Here is a 22,206-nt window from a genome sequence, read left to right as displayed (position 1 = left end):
AAAAGGAGGAACTTTTATGTCGATGAATCTTGCGGTAGATTTGAAAAAAGACGATGCGGCCAAGGTGGAGCAAGAAGCGAAGCAGGTTATTCAAAAAGTCGCGAATACGGATAATCTCCAGCTCGACGAGCTGATGGATCAGATCGGCCGAATGGGTCAACGCACGATGGAAAAGGCAGGCCAGTCGCTCGAAATGCTTCAGCGTCCGGTCAACGATATGGTGTCCGGCAAGCGTTCCGAAGTCGGCGGCAACATTTTGCGCCTGCGCACCGAGATCGATTCGCTGAGCAAGAGCAAGCAGTTGGGCTTTTTCGATAAGATCATGCGCAAGACGCCGCTCAAGAACTACATTTACAAGTATCAATCGGTTAAAACGAACGTCGATGCCATCGTCGTATCGCTGCGCAACGGCAAAGATACGCTTGAAGAAAACATGGCGTATATGCGGAACCTGAAGCGGACTTCCATCGAGGAAGTGTACAATCTGCAAATGCGGATCGCGATGGGCAACCGTCTGAAGACGTTATTCGAGGAAGAGATCGCCAAGCCGGAAAACGCGAATCGCAAAACGACGCTGGAGCGCGGCCTGCGCAAAGTCGTAACGCGTATCCAGTCGTTCACGGAAATGATCATGTTGTATCAGCAAGCGATTGCCGGTACGGATATCATTAACGACAATAACGACAAGCTGATCGACTCCGTCGATGCGACAATCGATAAGACGCAGCATTTGATTACGGTGTCGGCGATGATCGCGATGGCTCTTCAAGATCAGATGGAGACGATCGAAGCGGTCAATACGGCGAATCAGACGCTTCAGAACATGTTCGAGGAGAACTCGCGCATGTTGAAAGAAACGACGCAAAAAACAAACGAACTGCTCGGAAAACCCGCTATGCAGCTTGAAGCGGTGGAACGCGCGATGGGCGATCTGTTCACGGCTATGGATCTGTACGAACAATCCAACCGTACGATCATCAAGTCGGCAACCGAGCAAACCGGCCGCATGACGGAAATCAACAAAAAGATGAACGACCGCCTGGGCCTGATGCAAAGCGGGGGTTCAGCAGGACCTGAGCGCGTCACAGCCGGGCAACAGAGCGAAGCACAGCGGTTGCAGTCCATTTCTAATTTGCTGGATTAAAAAGATGATAAGGCCTGTTCGGCAGGCATGAAGACGAGAGAGGGAGGACTGCGTGGAATGAACATCAAGATCCTTAATGCACGTATGGAGCGCAGGGAAGATAAGAGCTACATGGGGAAGGTCGAAGCGGAAGTTGAGGGTCATAAAGAGCCTTACGAGCTAACGATCTACAGCAAAAAGGGAGATGCGTGGGAATATAGCCTGCATTTCTTGCAACAACCGGGGCCGGAGGAAGAAATTCTGGCGTTCGAGGAACATATCGAAAATGATGACGAAGCCTTTGACATCATGGTCGATGCGGCTTGGGATTCGATGGAGCCGGAAGAAGCATAAAAACAAAAAGAGCCGCCTTGACCGCGTATGCGGCGAGGACGGCTTTTTTGTATGCGTATTTATTTGATAAAGATATTCCCGAAAGGAATGGCTTCGCGCAGAATACGCTTGACCAGCCCGTCGTCTTCCATATGCTCGCGGAGTTCTTGGCTGCGCGTACCGCCCGCCTGAAGCAGCACATGGCCGCGCCCGGTCATTTTCCAGTGATAGTTCATATGCTGGCTGGCGAGATGGTTGCCGTAGACGGCGAGGTCCAGCTTGGCGTTCTCCGGATAGGCCAGGATGCTTCCTGCGTTGACGAACAGCGGTTCTTTCTCGTGCAATTCGGCTTGGAATACGGTACCTTGGGTCATGATGCCAATCTGTCCGTTACCGGAAAACTTCATTTTGATCGCGTCTTGGGTGATGAGCATATTTTTCAGTTTCAATATGCGGCTCTTCATCTCAATGCCGTCCGTATAAAAAAACAATTGGCGGAAATCGTACAGCATATCGCTGCCGCCGGATAGATCAAGCATTTGCAGGCCAAAGCCGGCTGGCAGCACGGCGGTAAAAGTACAGCGTCCTTTGAAATCAGCGCGGATCAGCTTGCGTTTGCGCATCATGCGGCTGATCTCCAGCAGACGGTCGCTCCGTCCCCGGGGATGCCCGCGGTAAGACATGACCTGCTGGGGGTGCAGGATATGGACGCCGTCGTCGTGTTCAAGCTCGAACGTGTAGGCTTGCGCACCGAAGGAGTCGCCGGATTGTTCATGGATGATATTCATGCAAGTCCTCCGTTCATCGTCTGCCGCGCAGGCCGAGACGAAGCACGCGAATAAACAGGAAATAACCGACGAACAGGCCGATCAGAACGAAAATAATGATTTTCATGGTTCTTGCGCTGCGATCGCGTTCTTCCTGTGCCGCATTCAAGGCCGCGACGGTCTGCTGAAGCTGCTGGTTTTGTTGGTCGAGCCGTTGATTTTGTTCATTTAACTGGGTCACCTGATCCCGATAACCTTCCATGTCTTCCCGGTAGCTTTGGATATCGGATTTAGCGTCCTCGAGCTGATTCACGGTTTCCTGGTAGCTTTGCCTGAGCTGATTGACTTCGCTCGGCAGTTCGCCGAACATTTCCAATCCGTTGACGAAGTTGTCGAACGGTTCCCAAGCATGCGCTTGGCGTCCCGCAGGCAGGAGCAGGATTCCGACCAATAAGGCGACAGGGACGCATTTGCGTAAAGCGAAGGAGAATCTATGCTTCATGATGAAAAGGTCACCTCGATTTAAGATGTCGAATAGCAGTAGGGTCGATTTAGGGCGTATGCGTTTTATAAGGAGAATGTTTAATCAAGCAGTCAATCGGGTATACATAAACAACAAGCGGACAAGACGTTATGCCGAATGTGTCCGTCATTTGCAGTGCTTAAGATTGTACGTCATTAAGTGTACCGAAGTTTCCGGACAAACACCAATTTCGGTTAAAAAAGATCACTTCTGGCCGTACGATGAAAGCACGCTTACATTAATCATCGAACGGGAGCGAATATATATGTATACGACAAACTCGAATTTTACGAAAATCACGGTCACGCTTAACGGAGAGCCGGTCGGAAACGAACTGCTGCTCGATAGCGTGACATTCCGCCCGGTGACTACCGAAGCGGCAGCGCTTGAAATCGAAAGCAAAGTTGCTTCGAAGCATTGATTAGAAGCGAATTCCTTCGACCATTCACGGACGAAAATCGAAAAAAGCTGTCATGTTCACATCCGTTCAGACAACGGAATGAGCAGGCAGCTTTTTTGTTTAGATTTTAAATCGGTCTACCAGCGTGAACAGGTCTTCGGACAGATGCGAGAGCATCGTGGACGAAGCCTGAATTTCCTGCATGGAAGCATGTTGATCGCCTGAAGAACCCGCCAGCAATTGCGCACGTTCATGCGTACCGTCGGCAATCGAGGCGCTGAGTCGGATTCGCTCCGAGACGGAGTTGGCGTCTTCCGCGAGGCGCTTGACGTCGATCATCGCCGCGCCGGCATTTTCTTTGGAGACGGACCAAGCACTTTGAATGGCAGCGAATGATAACGAAGCCGAGGCGAACGTCTGGGTGCCGCGGTCGGCGGCGGAGGATACGGAGAACATCGCACCGGCAGCGGCTTCGATTTGACCCAGCGTGGACTCGATAATTCCATGGATTTGTCGCACCGCCGATCCGGATCGATCCGACAGTTTGCGAATATTGTCCGAAACGACGGCGAAGCCGCGTCCATGTTCGCCTGCGCGGGCGGATTCAATGGCTGCATTCAAAGCAAGCAGCTGAGTCTCTTCCGAGATTTCTGTAATCACGCCCAGAATTTGACGAATCTTCTGCGAATGCGAGCGCATGTCTTCAATGGCAGCCTGCAATTCGCTTAATGCAGCGTCCGTCAAGTTCAATTCATGAGAGGCTTGATCCAGGTCTCTTCCAGCCGTGCGCGAGTGCCGCTCCGATTCGGAAGCGCTATGGGCCAAGTCTTCAACCCGTCCCAATACCTGCTGGGCAAAGGTTGTGATTTGATCCAGCAACTCCGAGCTTTCCGTCAGCGAGTGATGCTGGAGCGAGGCTTCTTTTTCCAAAGCCATGGCAACATCGTGAATTCGTTCTCCGGCAGAACCCGTTTGTCCGGCGCTTGCGGTAAGCTGCTCCGAAGCGGAAGCGACCTGATACGAACTGTCCCGAACCTCGGTCAAAATGCTGCGGAAACTGCCGGCCATTATATTAAAGTCGGAAGCCAGCATCGATGCTTCGTCGCGCCCCCGTACCGGGATCGCCTTCATGCTGAGATCGCCCTGTGCCAGCAAACGAGTCTGTTCGGATAAATGAACGACAGGAGAAATCATTCGACGGATGATGAAATAAACCGCAATCAATGCGATGGTGAGCAGGATAGCCCCGATCAGCAGCGGAATTTCGAAAACGGAGAGCGTGCGTTCCTGAATAATCGAGGAATCGAAGTTGATTGCCATCAATGCGACGACTTTCTGGTTTTCGCCCTCGCCGGAATAAATAGGGCCATAACCGGTTTTGAGTCCGACTCCGTCATAGGCATAGACTTTCGAGTAAACGCCGTGCGACATCGTCGTTGCCATGTTCCGATCTTCGTCGGTGAAATAGAAGCTGTCTCCTGCCTTGTAGCCGCGTTCTCTCAGATTGGAGTCGGCTGCGAGGATTTTTCCGTCCACGGATAGAATAAAGGCTTCTTTGAAAATCGGTTTGTGATCGTGAATCCAGTTGATTTTGTTTTGGATTGCTTCCAGTTTCGAGGTATCGCCTGCGGCTAGCGCTTCGATATCGGCGGGAGCTACCAAGCCAGTCGTAATATTTGCGCAGCCTACCAGCTCGATTCCGACGGCTTCGTCAACTTGGCCGTAAGCCGCCCGATAGGCCAGCAAGCCGACAGCTAATCCGATCACGAGAAATAAAGATACGATAGCCGTTGTGATTTTCCCGGCGAGTTTCATAATCGATTTGATCCCCCTTTGAATTGTACGTTAAACAACATCGTGCTTACCGCTGCCGTCATTGAAGAGGGATGAATCGGAGAGGGCGAGGGGATCGGAATCGAGTTGTCATACGTTCATATCCTGCAAGATTAAAGAAACGGTCGCTATGATAAAAATCTCAAAATGCTCTATTCCATGATTTAAATTAGTGGCGCATGTTCTAACGGTAAACAAAGTTGTTCAGGTTAAACAGCGGGGATACAAAGTATAAAGCATGCAAAAATGCCGCTCCTTCCGAAGAAGGAACGGCATTTCTTTGATCAATCAGAATAGGATCGAAACCTTTAAAATCTATTATTTCTTCACCGTTACCGAGATCGTAACGGTCTTGTTGCCGAACTTGCCTTTGATCGTTGTTTTGCCTTCGGCTACGGCCGAGATTTGACCCGCAGCCGAGATCGTGGCTACGGACGGTTTGGAGCTTGTCCATGTCGTTTGCGCAGCTACGCTGGCTGTTGCACCGGTATCGTAAGCAGCTGTGACGATAACCGTTTTTCCGGCGCCGGGAGCCAGTTTCAACGATTTCTCGTCAACCGTCAACTTCGTCAGCTTCGGTACTACCGTCACATCTACGGATACGGCAATGTCTTGGTAAGAGCCGCTCAGCGTTGCTTTGCCTTCGGAGACGCCTTTCACGGAAGTCGTCTTGATCGAAGCAACCTCGGGATTGGAAGATTCCCAACCTACCTTGCTGCCCAGCGAGATCTTGGAACCGTCTGCGAAGAAGCCGGTCACCTTAATCGATTTGCTGGATTTGATATTGAGTTCGATCGAAGTCGGTTCGACCACGATTTTAGTGATTTTTTGTTCGATCTTCACCGGAACGGTGATCGACTTGTTCAGGTACGTGCCTTTCAGCGTTGCGGAACCTTTGAGCAAGCCTTTGATTTCTTGGCCTTTATCGGTTGTCTTGATCACGGCATTCGTGCCGCTTACGGTCCAGGTAATCAGCGAAGAAACGTCTTTCTCTTGGCCGTCTTCCCAAACCGCATTCACGGTCGGAAGCTCGGAAGAATCGCCGACGATCAGGTTCAGTGCTTCGTCCGGACCGATCAGGACCAGAATTTTTTCGTTGATCGTGACTTTGAATTCAACTTGTTTGCCTCGTACGGAAACGTCGCCCGAAGGCGTGTTTACGGAAGTGGAGTCAGGCAGAGAAGCAGTCAGCGTAACGGTACCTGCCGACTTCGCAATAACTTTGCCATTTTCAATATAAGCAATCTCTTCATCGCCCGAGGTCCATTTCACGTCGTTGCTCAGATCCAGCTTCGAATCGTCGAGCTTCAGCGCATTGACCTTTGGAAGAGTCTCCGACTCGCCCTTGTACAGTTCGGTTTCTGTCTTTGCCGCTTCAAGCGACTTCAGCGTCGGATAAACCGTCACTTTGATTTCTTTGGAAATCCCGCCGTAGTCGGCTTTGATCGTGGTGCTGCCTACAGCTTTAGCCGTAACTTTGCCGCCGTCGACGGTAGCGGCCAACAAGCTGCTGGACGTCCATTTGGAAGAAGCGGATACGTCGAGCGAAGAGTTGGCACGGTCGCGAACTTCCGCTTTCAGATCAAGCGTTTCGCCCAGGAAGATCGTTGTCGCTTCGGAAGGAACCAACAGCAGTGCTTCGTACGGTGAACGCACATAAACGTCCAGCGTGCCGGTTACGCCCAAATATTGAACCGTAATCGTAGCTTTGCCCGCAGCTTTTACGGTAAGAGCGCCTTTTTCGACGGCAACGACGGATTCATTGGAAGTTGTCCATGTTGCATCGGCCGTAACATCATGCTCTCCGCTGCCGCCGGCAGCCGGAGCAATGGATTTCAGTTTGATTTCATCGCCGACGATCAATTCAAGATCCGTTGCTTTTCCTTTGTCGTCGCGGATTTCAAGAGAAGAATAAGGCAGGGCGACCGTAGCTTTGAATGTACCTGTTTGACCTTGGTACTTGGCCGTGATCGTTGCCGTGCCTTTGCCGACCAGCGTGATTTGTCCCGCTTCGACCGTCAATACGGAAGAGTTGGAGCTGGTCCATGTCGCGAGCGAAGTGACGTCGGTGACTTTATCTTTTTCTTCGCCGCCTGTGAGCTTGGCTTTGATTTTCAAATCGTTTTCGGAATCGCCCAGTTGATATGTACCGCTTTTGACCGGTTCAAGGGCGAGCTTGGTATACGGATACGAAGCTGCGATTTCTACCGTTGCGACTGCGCCTTCGTAAGTGGCCGTAATCATGGCCGTGCCTGTATCTTTAGGCGTGACCAGACCTTTGACAACCTGCGCGACGTCTTCGTCGGAAGAAGTCCATGCTGCGGTTGCCGTAATATCTTTTTTGGAAGTCGAGCCTTCGAGGGTCGCATAAACCTTCAACTGTTTGGCCGATTGGCCGATCACCAATTCTTTTTTCGTCGCGTCGTCGAACGAAATCGAGGTGACGTCTCCCGTGGCGGCAAAAGCATTCGCAGGGAACGCAATCGCGGCAATCATAAGCAGCAGAGCCAGGGTTCTCATCACTCTTTTTTGTCGGATCATGATCTTCTCCTTCAATAAATAAGTTTTTTGAATCAAAGTGGAAGGCGGGTTCAGCCGTTCCGTCTTCTTTATTATCGGAGAAAAACCCTAGAACGTTACGTTTTGAATATAAAAAAATGGAAATGGGCAATATGTCCTAATCGCTTCTGGAACGTATGTTCGATCATTGGACAAAAAAATAAACGCATTCCGCCGGAATTCCGCTGCGCAGCAAAAACCGTTCGAACGATTCGCCGGGAATCGGTTCGGTCTTGCTCGTAAGCAGCAGCATGGCGAAGCGATTGGCCTGCCGTTCAAGCTTGCCTGCGCTGAAAAAAGAATGCTCCTCGATAAAAAATCGATTCACTCCCTTATGCAGGCGGTCATGCCCGAGCTCGTGCGCGCAAACAAAGTTACGCCATTCCTCGGGAAGATGTTCGTTGATCACGATAAAACGCCTGCGGAGCTTCCGGTAATAAAGCCCTTTGGTCGATTTGCCGAGGTCCATGTAGCGGATATGGATACCGAGCGCCTCCGCCATGGCAAACGGATCGGTCGTGCGCGTCATGCGGATAAGTCGGTTGACGAGTTCGTTCATTGAATCCACCGTCCGTGCCCTCCTTTTGGCGGAATATTCGGAATCGGAAGTAATCAGACGATCAGCTTTTGCGTTTGTTCATTTGCTTGGCTTCCCAGAAAAGGCCGGTCAGCACGTCCTTGATGCGCTGCTTGTCTTCCCGGTCCAACGGGATGCCGTCGAACATCAGCTCTCCGTCTTCTTCAAGCATCTTTTTGAAATCCCGCTTGTCGCGCGAGCTGGCCCACTCCGGCGTTGTCCCTTCATGAGCATCGGGCAAATAACCGGCTTCGTTCATCATTTCTTCGTACGGAACGCCGAGCGCTTGCGCGATCTTGGTGATCGTCTGCGGTTTGGGCACGCCCCGAAGGCCATGCTCGATACGGGAGATCTGCGACGTGCTGACACCCGCAGCTCCGGCCAGACGGTTAATGCTCCAGCCTTTGCGTTCGCGAACTTGTCTCAAATAACTGCCGAATCGCTTTTCCATATGCGCATCCTTCCTCGCTTCGTCAATTTAGGGCATGTTTCAAAACTCGGCAACACATCCTTTACCGTCTTTTCGCCCGGCGTTCCCTCTCTGTTTAATATACCCAATATCCGGTGCCGGGTAAATGTGTTAACAAAAAATATTGCCAAAAGGCGGAAAATACAAAAAAATTCATGTATGGCGCTGATGTGGAAGAAAACGTCAAAATGGTTCTTTACGAGTTTGGAAAAGATGTGGTAAGGTTAAAACATAATACGAACAAGATGCGAACAAAACCTTAAGAAAACGGAGTTTTTTGCTTTAAGTATTGCCAAAAGACAACAAAAAGGAGAGATAAACATGGATGCCACATTGAATTTGCCCAAGCTCGATCGCCGAAAAACGCAGGCTGCTATCGAGGCCGCCATGGAAAAATACCGAATTTACAAGACGATCACGTTCGAGGAGCGGGAAGCCCGCGTCACCTCTTCTTATAACGAGATCCCTTCGGGTTACACGGGGACGACCGGCGACTCCACGGCTCGAACCGCCATTTATAACGTCGATATGCCGGCTGCCCGCGTCGCTTACTGCGAACGGATCGAGCGGATCGTGGAGCGGTTGAACGATCGGGAACGGCTGCTGCTGCGCGAACGCTACATGAAGCAGGACGACGTATTCGACTATAAGGTGTACAATCACGTGTTCGATCCGCCGATCAGCAAGGACACCTATGTTAAAGTACGCACGGGTGCTTTTTACAAGATGGCGCTGACGCTGTCCGCAATGGGACTGATCGAGCTGGACGAATTGTTGGCGAAGAAGCCGGAAAGCATTCACGGCAAAGGAAACAAGAAGCAGGCTTAATCGACTGAACGCCCAAGAAAATACCGTTACGTTTTAAACATCGGAAGTTTTTCGGGAAAAAAGGGAACGATCTTCGCCCTGTCTTGTCTAAAAGAGTAGAAGAGGTGAGCAGATGGATAAGACGAGAGAACATTCGGACGCGAATATGCAGGCTGCCGATCCGGATACCGTCATACGCACTCATTGGGGCGAGGTGTGGAAATATCTCTTCTTCATGACGGGGAGCCGCTCCACGGCCGACGATCTCACGCAGGATACGTTCGTGCGGGCGCTGCGCGGGTGGAAATCTTTTCGAGGAGAGTCTTCCGTCAAAACGTGGCTGATGACGATCGCGCGGCACGCGTACATCAACCACAAACGTTCCGCGTTCGTGCGCCGGGTACTGCCTTTTTCAAAAGTAGAACAGGGCGGCACGGAAGCATCGGCGGAAAAAGCCTATCTGGCCGAGGCGGGCGAGCGGCGTATATGGGAGTTCGTGTTCCGGCTTCCGGATAAATTGCGCGAGACGCTGCTGCTTGAAGCGCATTACGGCATGACGGCGCGCGAAGGCGCGGAAATGTTGGGCATCCCCGAAGGCACGTACAAGTCCAGATTGTCGCGGGCGCGAAGCCGGATGGAGCGCATGATGAATGAGGAGGAACAAGCATGAACCGATTCAATGAACCGGACGACAGTCGGAAAAAGGGACAAGATCGGGACGTGCGGCCGAATTGGTACGATACGCTTGGCCGCGAGCCTGGGCAGATGAGCAAAGAGCCTACGCTCGCGCAAATGCGCAAGATCAAGGAGGAGTCGACGATGAAAAACGCATATGTACCGACACGGAATAAAGGGAAAACGGCTCTTGGAGCGATAGCAGCAGCCGGAGTGATTTTCGGAGGCGTTTGGGGAGCGAATTCTGCGGGGTGGCTGGACGACGGAATGCCGAACGCCGCGCAGACGCAGGTTGCCGGGCAGGCACAGAACGGTCCGGGATCGGGCGGAAATCAGGCGGGAGGCGCAGTCGGCGGCGGACAGACGGAGGAGCAACATACGCAGATATCCGCAGAGGCGTCGGCCGAGGCGGAAGCCCGGAAAGCGGCGGAGACGTTCAAGCGGGAAGATTTAACGGTAACGCAAGCGCAATTGGATGTATTCAAAAGCGAATTTCAATCGGGAGACGAAGACGGAGAAGGCATGCTCGCTTGGATCGGAAGGCGTCATGCAGAGTTGTCTCCGTACGCGGAGAGCGAATTCTTGACGATCTATTTTAACAACCAAGCAGGTAATATGCCTTATCACGTAGCCATAAGCACGGATTCGGAGCTGGCGGTTGAAAATATCGAAATGAAGACGAGAAGCGTGGACTTGGAGCAGGAGCAGGCCGTGTTTGATTATACGCTGGATATCGTGTTCTCCGGGGGTCATGATCCGCTCCCCATGAAAGGTTCGATCCGCATGCAAAAAGGAGAAAACGGATGGAAAGTGCTAAAAGATACGCCGCAAAAAGCAAGCTATCTGGAATTTTATAAGATCGCTTGGCCGGAAATGGCAGGCGACGAATAAGATTCAAGAAGATCGGATTCCATTTGAATAAAGAAAAGCCGCGATTCCCGTTTCGGGTGTCGCGGCTTTTGCGTTCTGCTCAAAGAAACCTTACGAAAAAACGCAAAAAAAACAGGCGTCGGAAGATTCCGCTGCCTGGTCGTAGAAGTTCGCTTGCGCGAGCTTGATCTTACAGGTTGTATTTCTTTTTGAAACGCTCGACTTGGCCGCCGGCGTCAAGAATCTTCTGTTTGCCAGTGAAGAACGGGTGCGAATCGGAAGTGATTTCCACTTTGATCAGCGGGTAAGTGTTGCCGTCTTCCCAAGCTACAGTTTCATTGGATTTACGAGTCGAAGCGCTCAAGAACTGGTGTCCTGTGCTCGTGTCCATGAATACTACCGGTTGGTAGTTAGGGTGAATTCCTTGTTTCATCTATTTTCAACTCCTTCTTAAAATAATCAATAATCACATACACTATATAGTAGCATAGGGCAAGCATCTTGACAATATTGAAATATGGAGAAGCTGTTGAATTTGTTTGAGAGGGAGGTGCCAAGGCGACAAATCGTACATCTTATATAGAAGAAAGACGAAGTAGCTCGGCCCAATTAAAAGTAACAGCGGTCCAGTCGGCAGGTTGGGCAAACAAGTCCGGATTATGGCGCATTGGAAAAGTTCAAGCATCTAAAAAGTAGCAGAAATCCCGTGGTTAAAAGGTTTGCAGAAGTGATTCGCTCTTTTTCCGCCGAAGACTCGTCTTTTTCCCGCTTTTTATCGGACAAAAGTCGGACGCTTCACCGTCTTCGTTTGGCGAAAAAGGCGGTAAGATTATATCATCGGGAAGTTGAGCGAGAGGCCGGGCGCCGAAAGCTCAGAGAAGCTCATATCCGCTGAAAAGACGGGTGCGGCCCTTGCGGGCGACGCAGCCGTCTTTGTCATGCAACAGGCGGCGCGAAAAGGATCTGGCGAGACTCCCGAGGTTAGCAAAAGTATCAGAACTAGACGCGAAACGGTTCGAACCGTCGTCGGATTACCCGTCGGCGGTTTTGAGCGTGGAGCGGGAAAGGAAGGAGGGCGTGTCATTCGCGAGACGATCAAAAAAGTATTGGAAGAACGAATTCCGGAATTGGCGGATCGCGTTCACGATTTGCCTTCATCGGGACAGACGTATACGGGGCTTGGCGCGGTGGTCACTTTCGGCGAGGAGATTCGCAAAAACGATTGGGCCGGTTATCGGCGTATCGTGAAGATTTGGCCTTATGCCGATGAGGCTGCCGGCGGCTTTGACAAGGTCGAAGAACTGGCCGGGCAGATCGAAGCGGCACTGCACGAGTCGGTGCTCGGCGGTGATACGGTTGAAGAAAGCTTGCCTAATTCTGTTGAGCAAACGTCGAGCAGCACAAGCAACTTTGCCAAACCGGCGTTCACCTGCGTGTTTGCCGGATCGGCTGACGGGGATCGCACAGACGCTGCGTTCGGTAGCGGCAGTATGACGCGCGGCTTGCGGTTTGCGGTATACCGACAGCCGACGAACACGATTGCATCCGATACGGGCGAAGCAGGCGCAGAGTTAACGAGCTTGACCAAGTTGACGTCTGAATTGCTTGGAAGCGATTGGCAGATCCATACGGATCGCTGGTCATCTGCGGTTGCAAGACCTTGCGTATTATGGCGGCTGGCAGGCAGTCGAAAAGTAACCGCGAAGCCGTCCGCATTCGACGTACGGCGGACCTACGCCGCGCATGTATTGGGGCGTATGCCGTCCGAAGAACGCGAGGCGCTTTCGAGATTGGCTGAACGACTTAGCGCGGCGCAGAGATTGAAGCCAACGGCGCCAGGACGTCGCGGGGCAACGATTGCGGACGTGGTTGCGGATCTGGAAGCCGACGGTTTTTTGAAAGGTCAGCTCCGGCTCGACGTTCTGGAGCGTGTCGTTGATCCTGGAGGTCGACCTGGAGAGACCGACCCGCCCGTATTAATCGGACGAGTCGGACTGAAGCAGGGAGATTGAAGCGCCCTTTGAACCTACCGATCATTATGGACAGTAAGGCGGGATGAATATGGCAAGTACCACGAAGATGGCAGCCGATACTCGCCGAGAAGCGGCCTTGCATACGGCAGACGAACTGATGTCGCATGCGGAAGATCTATTCGGTGTACGCAAAGAAGTCGTGCACGCTGCGCTCTTCGGCGAATCGGAAGAACGTTTTACAGTCGAACAAGTCATGCAAAAGATCAAACAATTTATGAAAGCGAAGGTGAAGTAATATGGCAGGCGGAACTTGGAGTGCAACGGAAAAACCGGTCCTTCCGGGACTTTACATGAATTTTCAGGCGGCAGCGGCTTCGGCGGTACAGCCGGGCAGTCGCGGAACGGTAGCGGTATTGGTCAAAGGCAACTGGGGACCCGAGCGGCAGTTTGTCGAAATCGGCAGCGAGGCGGCGATCAGCCGTACGTTCTCGAACGAAGCGGCAAACGGCGCCACGGCTTACGATTCTTTGTATCTGGCTTTGCTGGGCGGGCCGAAAAAGCTGCTCGCTTACCGCGTTGCCGACGATAAGGCAGCTGCGGCATCGCTGTCACTCAAAACGGGTGAAACCGATGTGCTTCGTCTGACCGCTTCTTACACCGGCAGCCGCGGCAACAGCTTCCGCGCCGCGGTTCAGCCGAACGTTGCGAACGAGAATGCACTGGAGCTGCGTCTGTACGAAGGCGCGAAGCTGCTGCGTACATTCGTTTCAGAAACCGGCAGCGCAGCGACATTCGTTGAGGCGATTAACTCGGATGCAGAAAACATTTGGGTGAAAGCCGAAGCGCTGGCACCGGAATCGATTCTGTCGCAAGTTTCCGGCGTAGCGTTTACGGGCGGTGCAAGCGGCAATGGCGAGCTGACTAACGCGGATTACATTGCGGCGCAGTCGGCCTTGGAAGGCACGGACTTTGACGTATTGTCCTTGGATTTCGCAGCCGATTCGGCCCTGCTGCAAAGTTTTGCGGCATTCGTGAAGCGTCTGCGCGGAGAAGGCCGCGGCGTAACGCTGGTTGTCGGCGGTACCGAAGCGGACGATAAGGCCGTCAACGCGCCGGAGCTGGCCTCCGCCCGTTCGACGGCACTCAACCACGAAGGCATTATCAATGTCGGTACAGGGGTCAAACTGGGCTCGGCTTCCTACAGTTCCGCACAGACAAGCGCGTATGTCGCAGGTCTGATCGCCGGACAGCGTTTGAACGAATCGACGACGTACCATGCGGCTCCGTTCGAAGACGTGACTCGCCGCTGGACGCGTTCCGAGCAAGAAACGGCGGTCAAAAACGGCGTATTCCTGCTGTTCCATGACGGCCGTCAGGTCAAAACGCTGCGCGGAATCAACACCTTGGTTACGCCGGCCGCAGGTCAAAACAACGCCTGGAAAAAGATTCGCTCCGTCCGCGTGATGGATGCGATCAGCAGCGACCTGCAACGTACGGCGGAAGACTCGTACATCGGCAAGGTCAACAATACGGAAGAAGGCCGTCTGGCGCTGATCGGCGCGATGAAGGAATATCTGGCCCTGCTCGCTCAAAGCGGCGTGATCGAAGCCAACGGCTTCGACGTGCTTTTGGACCCTGCCTACTACGGCGACGCTCCCATCATTAAGCCGGAGGCGGATCAGGTCTTCCTGCAATGGAACGTGAAGCTGGCCGACGTGATGGAGCAATTGTTCGGTACGTTCAACGTCCAGTAAAAGCAGGCTGAGGAGCGTTGGCGCAAAGTATGAATACCGCGCAGCAGCTCCTTTTTCATCATCGATATTCATTAAAATAAACCATTCCCAATTTCAAGGAGGAAATATTATGTTGGATGCTTCGAAAGTCATTCTCGGCACGTACGGTCAACTGCATATCGACGGGGTGTGGCAGTCCCATATCAACAAGCTGGAAGCCAGCGTGGAGATCGAAAAGCGCGAGCTGAACCTGACCGGTACCGATTGGAAAGTGCATAAAAAAGGCGCGAAAAAAGGCACGGGCACGATGAGCGGCTACAAAGTCACTTCGGACATGATCCGCCGCGGCTTTCAAAAGTTCGATATCATCTCCAAACTCGACGATCCGGAATCGTACGGCCACGAACGCGTTCGCTTGATCCGCTGCATGCCGGACAAGATTCAGTTGGCGAACTGGACGGCAGGCGAAGAAGTCGCGGAAGAAACGACGTTTACCTTTGAAGGGTACGAGCTGCTCGATCCGATTCGCGCGAATTGATTCGTTGTCATATCGATCACTGCTTGGTGATTGAAAAGCGTTGCCGAGCTGCCGATTGCAAGAAGACGTACGTATGATAAAAGCAAGCAGCATCAATCAAACATTTGATCCGGATCGCCGTCTAAAGGGCTAAGATGCCTTACGCGCGATCTTTTTTACGTAAACGAATCGGCGTGTGCGGCAGAAGACTTCTTCCGGCACGTCGTTTGCGTTTTCGCTCCGCCATCACATCCAAATCCGAGGAGGAATTATCAATATGAGTATCAACGAAAACCTGTCCGAAGAACAAATCCTGGACGTGCTGTTCGAAGCAGCGGACAAGCTGCCTGAAGAAACGGTCGCGATCCGTCGTCTCGACCTTCGTATGACGCTGCGCGGCCTGACGTCCAGCAAGGTGGACAGTATCCGCGAGCGCTGCATGGTGCGCAAGACGGTCAAAGGCCGCACGGAAGAAAAAGTGGACAGCGAGACGTTCAACGCCCTGCTGATCTCCGAAGCGACGGCGAAGCTCGAAGTCAAAGGGCTGGAACTGAACGGCTGGGGCGATCCGCGCATCACGAGCCGGCTCAAGCTGTCCGGCGGCGAGCAAGCTGTGCGCCGGATGCTGCTGGCGGGCGAACTGGATGCGGTAGGCGATAAGGTCTTGGAGCTGTCCGGCTTCGGCGTGGAGCTGGCTGACGTAAAAAACTAATCCGCTCCGGCGGGGTGACGACGATGATGTACCACATGTGGGTACGCCATCATCTCCGTCCCGGAGAGTTTTGGAAGCTGCCGCGCGGGGAGAGGCTGCTGCTGCTGGCTTTCTCGGAGGAGGAGCTGGAAGCGCTGAGCACCCGCGCCTAGCGATCCATCGATATAAGGAGGTGAAATGATGGCAGATCCTAACGGGTTCGCAATGAATGCCGGTGAACTCAAAGCCACGGCGCGTTATTTCGACCAGATCCAGCGGGCTTCGGATCGACTGGGTAGAACGCGCTACCAGAATATTATCAAACTGAATAACGAATTGAAGTTCACGGCGCGGCATTTCGATCAGATTTATCGGACGGCGCTGAAGCTGTCGAGGTTGAAGTTGATGCCTCGGGTAACGCTGGACGATAAGGCGTCGGGGGATATTGATCGGTTAATCGCGAAATTGGGGCAGGTTAAGTCGAAGCGAGTGCAGGTGGCGGCGGAGGCGAAGATGCCACCGGTAGTAAAACCCCCGTCTGTAATTCAAGAAAAAACAAAGAAACTTATTGAAAATAAAGAACCTATTCAGAAAAAAGAACCGCCGGCTTTGAATGATGTAAAAGAAAATAGTAACAACCCTAATCGACAGTCTAGTCCTATAAATACGCAATCTACTACTGCTGTTGTGTCTGAGCAGACAATCACTGTTACAATGCCTGATTTTCAAGCGATTACAAACGCCCTATCTTCAAACACAATAGCTATTGATCGATTATCCAGCTCTTTAGGGAATTTAAGTTTTGCTTCCAGTAGCGGAGGAGAAAGCGCCCCCGAAAAAGAGAAAGGAATATGGGACCGTATCGAAAGCGGGCTCGGCAATACCAAGAAGATAGGATCAGGCTTCAAAGGAGTAGGCGAAGGAGTTAAAAGTGGAAACGACTTTGTAAAAGCTTGGAAAGACCCTGCTGGTCCTGGGTTCAAAGGGAAAGTAAAAAAAGGTGCTCTTTTAAGCGAACATTTTGGTAAATCACTTGTTTCGTTTTCTGATGCAGGATTAGGATTCATTGGTGGAGCTAGAGGGCTTGCGAGCGATTTCAGCTCATTAGCTTCGTCTTCTTTGATTCAAGATGCGCTTCCATCTTTTGCGAAAATGGGAATGAAGAAATTGCTGGGGCCTATCGGATATGTTGCAGATATCGCCAATATTGCTCAAGCTACTGAAGGTAAGGAAAGATCTCAAGCAATTGGTGCAACCGTAGGCGGCATGATGGGATCTGCCATTCCGTTTGTTGGGCCTGTCACTGGTGCAATAGGAGAATGGGCAGGTAATACGATAGGCGGTGCTCTATACGATCACAAAGACTCTATCAAAAAAGGAGTCACTTCACTAATTGGAGAGAATAACTTCAATAAGCTTGAAGAGGCAGGCCAAAAAGTAACAGATGGCTTCAATTCTGCAATGGATACGGTCTCTCAATTTGGCGATTCGGTAGCATCATTTTTCAAATGGGGAGATAAAAAAGAAGAAACAAAACCAGTTATCGAACCGGCAGTACCTCCCGTTACGGAGCCTGTTCCACCTCAACCTTATGCTGGAATGATAGTAAATAAGCCCAACATCATGGATATGAATTCACCATACAACCCGGGCGCAATATTGAATCATCAAATGAGTAAACAAAACGCGCCTCAAACTTTTTCACCGATGATGGTACAAGCTACTCAAACGGTAAAAACAATTCAAGCGATGCCATCTAGCACGAATCCAGCAGTACCAATAGACCAAACAATGAACGTTCAACTCAGTGAAGGTCAAATCGGTACTCTATCCGGCATGATCCAAGACGCCAAAGCCGAAGTCACCAACCAAATCTCGATCAACATCTCGCCCGGAACGGTACAACTCGATATCCACGAAGAGATCGACTATGCCGAAATCGAAGGCAAGATCGGAGCGGCGATCGTGGCGAAGGTGCGTCAAGCGTTCCAAAACTACAAGCCGTCCGGCGGAGGCGGAGGTTCGGCCGGGCCTGCGCAAGCTATGGCGACGTAAGAAAGCGGACCGGGCTGCACAGCCTTGGTCCCGGAAAGGAGGACAGCCGTGGAGATTTATCTGTTTTACGGCGACAAAAAGTATTTTCATTTTCCCGTCAATCCCGAAGAAATTCATTTTTCTCGTTCCAAAGGGTACGAGACGGTCAACATGCTGCAGCATGGGGAATTCGATTTCGCGCAGGGTGACAAGATCAAGGAGATCAATTTTTCTTCTTTTTTCCCGAAAGAATACGATCCGTCTTACTGCCGTTTCCGCAAGATTCCCGATCCGATGGTCGCGGTCAACGTGCTTAATCGTTTTCTCGTTTCGGCCGAGCCGGTTCGCTTGGTCATCTCGCATACGGGCATCAACGTGCCGGTGTATCTGATCAGCTACAACAGCTCGTTCCGCGGCGGAGAGCCAGGGGACATTTATTTCGATCTGACGTTCCGCACGTGGCGCGATGCCAAGCTGCAAAGCAAGTCCGGCGGAGTCAAAGCGCTTAAACGAACCGATCTTAAGCCGACAGGCAAGACGTACACGGTCAAAAGCGGAGACTCGTTGTCCAAGATCGCCAAGTTGGAACTGGGTTCCGCCAACAAGTGGAAAGCCCTTTATGCGCTAAACGTGAAAGTGATCGGTCCTGACGCCAACCTGATCAAGCCGGGACAAAAGTTGGTGATGCCGAAATGAGTTACAAAGTAATCGTAGGCAGCAACACCGATATCACGCCGATGGTCGAAAGTATCAGCATGCGCGACGCGCTCGACCAGATCGCTTATCAGGCGAGCGTTCGACTGGCCGTATCGACAGCGAAAACGCTGCCCGACTTCACGCCGGGAACGCCAATCCGTGTGAGTGGCGTTCCTTTCGGCAAAGAAGAACAACTTTTTCCTTTGCTCAACCCCGGCGTGATCTGGGAAGCGGAAAGCACGAACAGCGGCACTAAACGTATTTCGCTGACGCTGTATGACCGGATGATCTATCTGGAAAAGTCCGAAGACGAATACCTTTTCCCCAAAGACCAGACTGCGACGCAGCGCCTGCAAAAGTACGCCAAAGACTGGGGGATCACGCTCGGCAATCCGACGGACACGAAAACTAAACTGGCGAAGGCCGTATATCGGTCGCAAACGATTTTTTCCATGTTGTTCGCGGATCTAAAGGAAACGTCCAAGTCGGGCGGCGCCATGTATCATCCCCGGATGACGAGCCGCGGATTGGAACTGTTCGAGCTGGGCAGCAATACGCACGTGCATGAGCTGGACCGCCTGATTGACGTCGCGCAGATGCGTACGCTGGAAGGCGCGGTCACCAAGGTGAAAGTGCTTGCCGCAGCCGAATCTTCGAACGGGAAGGAAGTTGCGTCCAAAATCCTGACTGTCGAGGAAAAGGGAACGAAAGAACTCGGGACGCTGCAAAAGGTAGTCTCCGACGATCAGGTCAAAACGGCGAAAGCAGCCAAAAAGCTCGCGCAAAGTTATCTGACCGGAATCCAGGAGACGTTTACCGTAACAGCCCCTGACGTCAATACGATTCGGGCGGGCGACGCCGTGAAGCTGAGCGGAATGAAGCTGCTTGTCACGTCGGTCGGTCACGATCTCGGCAATCCGGGTACGATGACGTTGGAGCTGGCGACCGAATCGTCGGTAAAAAGGAGGTTTTATCTTGACTAAAGATCCGTATGGGCAATTCGCCGACATGATGAGTTCTGCGATGAAGGGGCACACCAAGCAAATGGCGAGCGGTCTCGGCGGCGTGCTGGGGACGATGACGGCCTCCGGCGTGAAGCTGGATGATTTCAAGCATGAAATGCAGAATTACATGATCGCGGAACTGCCGGGCACGATGGAAGCCGGAAAAAGCGGCGGAATTGCTGTACCGAACGCCGACGATTCCTTAGGCAGTCCGGGTGCGGGAGGCGAAGTTACGCTGCAAGTCAACGGATTTCAATCGGGTGACCGCGTGCTGGCGATCCGGGTGAACGGCGGCAGCGATGTCGTCGTATTGTGCAAGGTGGTGGGCGCGGATGGCTAATCTTTTTCCGGATAACGGAGGTTTTTTCTGGGGAGACGAAGAGACGGACGTTGAAGCCGATTCCGCTGCGGTCACGTTCGGTCGGAGTTGGAAGTTCGACTACGACCGCGGTGAATTTGTGACGACACCAAGCGGACGGATCGCGGCGGCGAATCCGAGAGAAGCCTGGGTCGAGTGGTGTGAAAAGGCGATCCGTACTCCGCGCTATCGGCATGTGATTTATTCCCGCGACTACGGCAACGAGCTGGAAGACCTGCTCGGTAGCGATCATCCGCGTTCCGTTATCGAAAGCGAAGTCGAACGCATGGTGACGGAAACATTGCTTGCGGATGATCGAACGGGATCGGTGGATCAGTTTTCTTTTGCCTGGATCGCAGACGGGTGCACATTCAGTTGCCAAATCACCAGTGTACAGGAGGACGTTGAAATTTTGGAAAGCGAGGTGATTGGATTTGGCTGAGTTTCCTTATTATTTGGAGGAACAAACGGAGGAGGCGATCCGAAGCCGGATGTTGGATCGTTTGCCGGATGACCTCGATAAGTCGGAAGGATCGTTTTTGTGGGATGCGCAGGCTCCGGCGGCTTTTATGTTATCGGAAGCGGCGTTATGGGCACAGGAGCTGCTGCGGCGAGGATTTGCGAGCACGGTTGCCAGCACGGATGAAAACTTTCGTTCGGAAGAGCTGGATCTGCGGGCTTCCGAGCATGGCGTGACGCGCCGGACTGCGACTTTTGCGGAAGGCAGCGTCACGTTTACCGGGGAGCCTGGGAAAATCGTACCGATCGGAACCACAGTCTCATCGCCTTCGGACGAAGAAATCGGCGAGGCATCGAAGGAATACGAGACGATCGCAGCGATCACGATCCGAGAAACGGGCAAGGCGTCAGTCGCCGTACGTGCGGTGATCGCCGGAAAATCCGGAAACGTTCCGCCCGGCGCGATCTCGCTGATCTCCGATTCGATTTCCGGCGTGACGGGAGTAACGAATACGGCAGCGATGACAGGCGGGACGGACATCGAATCGGATGCCTCGCTGCTCGAACGCTTTTACGCCAAAGTTCGCAATCAGGGTACGAGCGGCAACAAGGCGCAGTACAGACAATGGGCGAGCGAGATTCCCGGCGTCGGCGCGAGTCGCGTCGTTCCGCTTTGGAAAGGCCCGGGCACCGTAGGGATTTATCTGTTGGACAACGAAAAACGCGCCGCCGGCCCTTCGATTGTTTCTGCGGTGCAGAACTCTATCGATCCGACGCAGGACGGGCAAGGCGAAGGTACGGCTCCTGCCGGCCCGATCGTGACCGTTATGCCTGCAGAAGAAGTCGCGATCGATATCGAAGTAACGCCGACGCTGGCTAGCGGAGCTTCCGTAGCGGACGTGAAAAGGCAGATCGAGGAAGGCGTGACCGCGTATCTGAAACAGTTGGCTTTTCAAGATCCGCTGGTTCGTTATACTCGGATCGCCGCCATTCTACTCGATATCCCGCCGCTGATCGACTACGTTGACCTAATCGTAGGCGGCGCCAGCGACCGGAATATCGAGATGGAAGAGCATCAGGTGGCGGTGTTGGGGACGGTGACGGTGCATGAGTGAAGTGGTAAAAGATACGGTCAAAGGCGTCTCGACGCTCCATGCTGTGAATGTCGACGGGCTCCCCCTTTCGGAGAAAGGACAGGAGCTCTTTTCTTACCTGCCGTATTATTACGAGACTTCCCGGATCATGCGCGCGGATGCCGAGACAAAAGGTCGGGAAATGGATCTGCTGCATCAGGCGCTGGAAGAAACGCGGGATCAGTTTTTCGTGCGGACGGCGACATGGGGCTTGGATATCTGGGAGCGGGAGCTGGATATTGCGGTCGATCCTGTCAAGCCGATCGAGCAGCGACGCTCCGTCGTGGAGTCGAAACTGCGCGGCGGAGGCGTATTTTCCGGAAAAATGGTGCGCAATGTGGCAGCGGCGTATGAACGCGGCACGGTGGACGTGACGTTCCGGCCGGAAGAATGGGCATTCACGATTCATTTCGTCGACACGATCGGCTTGCCGCCGAACCTGGACGATCTCAAAGCTGCGATCGAAGCGATCAAACCGGCGCATCTGGCTGTGGAGTACGAGTTCAGCTATTTGCTGATTCGCGATGTGCACGGCGTGATGACGCTGGGACAACTGGATCGGACGACGCTCGACAAGTTTGCTTTTAACTAGCACGTTGACCGCATCAAATCAAAGGGTTGCGTTCATCGGAAACACGCACGGTTCAAGCGGGTTTTTGAGGAACGTAATCT

26 protein-coding genes are annotated in these 22,206 nt (G+C 52.7%); 19 read left to right on the top strand and 7 right to left on the bottom strand.

The annotated features are described in order from the left end of the window. Positions 1-16 precede the first annotated feature (16 nt). Both HRQ63_RS09755 and HRQ63_RS09750 read left to right on the top strand, forming a co-directional pair. Positions 17-1,144: a toxic anion resistance protein gene (locus HRQ63_RS09755; RefSeq protein WP_172242503.1), complete on the top strand. Its 1,128-nt coding sequence runs from the start codon at positions 17-19 to the stop codon at positions 1,142-1,144. Between the two features lie 57 nt (positions 1,145-1,201). After that, positions 1,202-1,477 carry a hypothetical protein gene (locus tag HRQ63_RS09750; RefSeq protein WP_172242500.1) on the top strand — a complete coding sequence of 92 codons (276 nt, stop codon included), beginning with the start codon at positions 1,202-1,204 and terminating at the stop codon, positions 1,475-1,477. Between the two features lie 59 nt (positions 1,478-1,536). Here HRQ63_RS09750 and HRQ63_RS09745 read toward each other — a convergent pair whose 3' ends face one another. Together HRQ63_RS09745 and HRQ63_RS09740 are read right to left on the bottom strand one after the other, a co-directional pair. Beyond that, on the bottom strand, positions 1,537-2,244 hold the full coding sequence (locus tag HRQ63_RS09745) for an AIM24 family protein (RefSeq protein ID WP_172242497.1): 708 nt from the start codon (positions 2,242-2,244) through the stop codon (positions 1,537-1,539). Positions 2,245-2,257: 13 nt separating this feature from the next. Next, the gene (locus HRQ63_RS09740; RefSeq protein ID WP_172242494.1) at positions 2,258-2,725 is read right to left on the bottom strand and encodes a hypothetical protein; all 468 of its coding nucleotides are present in this window, start codon (positions 2,723-2,725) and stop codon (positions 2,258-2,260) included. Between the two features lie 286 nt (positions 2,726-3,011). Here HRQ63_RS09740 and HRQ63_RS09735 point away from each other — a divergent pair, with 286 nt between their 5' ends. Beyond that, entirely contained in the window at positions 3,012-3,167 is a 156-nt protein-coding gene (locus HRQ63_RS09735) for a hypothetical protein (RefSeq protein ID WP_172242491.1), read from the top strand. A 99-nt stretch (positions 3,168-3,266) separates the two neighbouring features. Here HRQ63_RS09735 and HRQ63_RS09730 read toward each other — a convergent pair whose 3' ends face one another. From HRQ63_RS09730 to HRQ63_RS09715, 4 genes are all read right to left on the bottom strand, one after another. Then, positions 3,267-4,961, bottom strand: coding sequence for a methyl-accepting chemotaxis protein (locus HRQ63_RS09730; RefSeq protein WP_172242488.1), 1,695 nt, complete (start codon positions 4,959-4,961; stop codon positions 3,267-3,269). 336 nt (positions 4,962-5,297) lie between these two features. Further along, positions 5,298-7,520, bottom strand: a complete 2,223-nt coding sequence (locus HRQ63_RS09725; RefSeq protein WP_172242485.1) for an Ig-like domain-containing protein — start codon at positions 7,518-7,520, stop codon at positions 5,298-5,300. A gap of 163 nt (positions 7,521-7,683) precedes the next feature. After that, the gene (locus tag HRQ63_RS09720) at positions 7,684-8,097 is read right to left on the bottom strand and encodes an ImmA/IrrE family metallo-endopeptidase (protein ID WP_172243469.1); all 414 of its coding nucleotides are present in this window, start codon (positions 8,095-8,097) and stop codon (positions 7,684-7,686) included. Between the two features lie 61 nt (positions 8,098-8,158). After that, positions 8,159-8,566, bottom strand: coding sequence for a helix-turn-helix domain-containing protein (locus HRQ63_RS09715; protein WP_172242482.1), 408 nt, complete (start codon positions 8,564-8,566; stop codon positions 8,159-8,161). A 339-nt stretch (positions 8,567-8,905) separates the two neighbouring features. Here HRQ63_RS09715 and HRQ63_RS09710 point away from each other — a divergent pair, with 339 nt between their 5' ends. From HRQ63_RS09710 to HRQ63_RS09700, 3 genes are all read left to right on the top strand, one after another. After that, entirely contained in the window at positions 8,906-9,412 is a 507-nt protein-coding gene (locus tag HRQ63_RS09710; RefSeq protein WP_172242479.1) for an ArpU family phage packaging/lysis transcriptional regulator, read from the top strand. A gap of 112 nt (positions 9,413-9,524) precedes the next feature. After that, positions 9,525-10,061 carry an RNA polymerase sigma factor gene (locus tag HRQ63_RS09705; protein ID WP_172242476.1) on the top strand — a complete coding sequence of 179 codons (537 nt, stop codon included), beginning with the start codon at positions 9,525-9,527 and terminating at the stop codon, positions 10,059-10,061. Then, positions 10,058-10,957: a hypothetical protein gene (locus HRQ63_RS09700; RefSeq protein WP_172242473.1), complete on the top strand. Its 900-nt coding sequence runs from the start codon at positions 10,058-10,060 to the stop codon at positions 10,955-10,957. The genes HRQ63_RS09705 and HRQ63_RS09700 overlap by 4 nt, the downstream gene beginning before the upstream one ends. Before the next feature lie 169 nt (positions 10,958-11,126). Here HRQ63_RS09700 and HRQ63_RS09695 read toward each other — a convergent pair whose 3' ends face one another. Beyond that, a complete protein-coding gene (locus HRQ63_RS09695; protein ID WP_037283662.1) occupies positions 11,127-11,369 on the bottom strand; it encodes a type B 50S ribosomal protein L31 in 243 nt (80 codons plus the stop codon). A gap of 505 nt (positions 11,370-11,874) precedes the next feature. On the opposite strand from HRQ63_RS09695, the gene HRQ63_RS09690 reads away from it, so the two are divergent. The 13 genes from HRQ63_RS09690 (at position 11,875) to HRQ63_RS09635 (ending at position 22,126) form a co-directional block, all read left to right on the top strand. Then, complete coding sequence (locus HRQ63_RS09690) at positions 11,875-12,948, top strand: hypothetical protein (RefSeq protein WP_172242470.1); 1,074 nt, start codon at positions 11,875-11,877, stop codon at positions 12,946-12,948. A gap of 49 nt (positions 12,949-12,997) precedes the next feature. Further along, positions 12,998-13,204, top strand: a complete 207-nt coding sequence (locus HRQ63_RS09685; protein ID WP_172242467.1) for a YqzN/YkzM domain-containing protein — start codon at positions 12,998-13,000, stop codon at positions 13,202-13,204. 1 nt (position 13,205) lies between these two features. Next, positions 13,206-14,663: a phage tail sheath family protein gene (locus tag HRQ63_RS09680; protein ID WP_172242464.1), complete on the top strand. Its 1,458-nt coding sequence runs from the start codon at positions 13,206-13,208 to the stop codon at positions 14,661-14,663. A gap of 109 nt (positions 14,664-14,772) precedes the next feature. Continuing rightward, a complete protein-coding gene (locus HRQ63_RS09675) occupies positions 14,773-15,180 on the top strand; it encodes a phage tail tube protein (protein ID WP_172242461.1) in 408 nt (135 codons plus the stop codon). 256 nt (positions 15,181-15,436) lie between these two features. After that, positions 15,437-15,871 carry a phage tail assembly chaperone gene (locus HRQ63_RS09670; RefSeq protein ID WP_088486539.1) on the top strand — a complete coding sequence of 145 codons (435 nt, stop codon included), beginning with the start codon at positions 15,437-15,439 and terminating at the stop codon, positions 15,869-15,871. A 23-nt stretch (positions 15,872-15,894) separates the two neighbouring features. Further along, the gene (locus HRQ63_RS26170; protein ID WP_268239449.1) at positions 15,895-16,023 is read left to right on the top strand and encodes a hypothetical protein; all 129 of its coding nucleotides are present in this window, start codon (positions 15,895-15,897) and stop codon (positions 16,021-16,023) included. A 28-nt stretch (positions 16,024-16,051) separates the two neighbouring features. Further along, the gene (locus HRQ63_RS09665) at positions 16,052-17,905 is read left to right on the top strand and encodes a hypothetical protein (protein WP_172242459.1); all 1,854 of its coding nucleotides are present in this window, start codon (positions 16,052-16,054) and stop codon (positions 17,903-17,905) included. A gap of 48 nt (positions 17,906-17,953) precedes the next feature. Then, complete coding sequence (locus HRQ63_RS09660; protein ID WP_229714124.1) at positions 17,954-18,580, top strand: LysM peptidoglycan-binding domain-containing protein; 627 nt, start codon at positions 17,954-17,956, stop codon at positions 18,578-18,580. Beyond that, the gene (locus tag HRQ63_RS09655; protein ID WP_172242456.1) at positions 18,577-19,563 is read left to right on the top strand and encodes an XkdQ/YqbQ family protein; all 987 of its coding nucleotides are present in this window, start codon (positions 18,577-18,579) and stop codon (positions 19,561-19,563) included. Before HRQ63_RS09660 ends, HRQ63_RS09655 begins: the two co-directional genes overlap by 4 nt. Further along, entirely contained in the window at positions 19,556-19,924 is a 369-nt protein-coding gene (locus HRQ63_RS09650) for a hypothetical protein (protein WP_229714123.1), read from the top strand. The genes HRQ63_RS09655 and HRQ63_RS09650 overlap by 8 nt, the downstream gene beginning before the upstream one ends. After that, positions 19,917-20,384, top strand: a complete 468-nt coding sequence (locus HRQ63_RS09645) for a DUF2634 domain-containing protein (RefSeq protein ID WP_172242453.1) — start codon at positions 19,917-19,919, stop codon at positions 20,382-20,384. Before HRQ63_RS09650 ends, HRQ63_RS09645 begins: the two co-directional genes overlap by 8 nt. After that, positions 20,377-21,516, top strand: coding sequence for a baseplate J/gp47 family protein (locus HRQ63_RS09640; protein ID WP_172242450.1), 1,140 nt, complete (start codon positions 20,377-20,379; stop codon positions 21,514-21,516). The genes HRQ63_RS09645 and HRQ63_RS09640 overlap by 8 nt, the downstream gene beginning before the upstream one ends. Further along, positions 21,509-22,126, top strand: a complete 618-nt coding sequence (locus tag HRQ63_RS09635; RefSeq protein ID WP_172242447.1) for a putative phage tail protein — start codon at positions 21,509-21,511, stop codon at positions 22,124-22,126. Before HRQ63_RS09640 ends, HRQ63_RS09635 begins: the two co-directional genes overlap by 8 nt. The last annotated feature ends 80 nt before the right edge of the window (positions 22,127-22,206 follow it).

The sequence above is a fragment of the Saccharibacillus endophyticus genome, from assembly GCF_013185185.1.
GTDB classification, from domain to species: Bacteria; Bacillota; Bacilli; order Paenibacillales; family Paenibacillaceae; genus Saccharibacillus; species Saccharibacillus endophyticus.
This window is presented reverse-complemented; position numbering and strand designations above follow the sequence as displayed.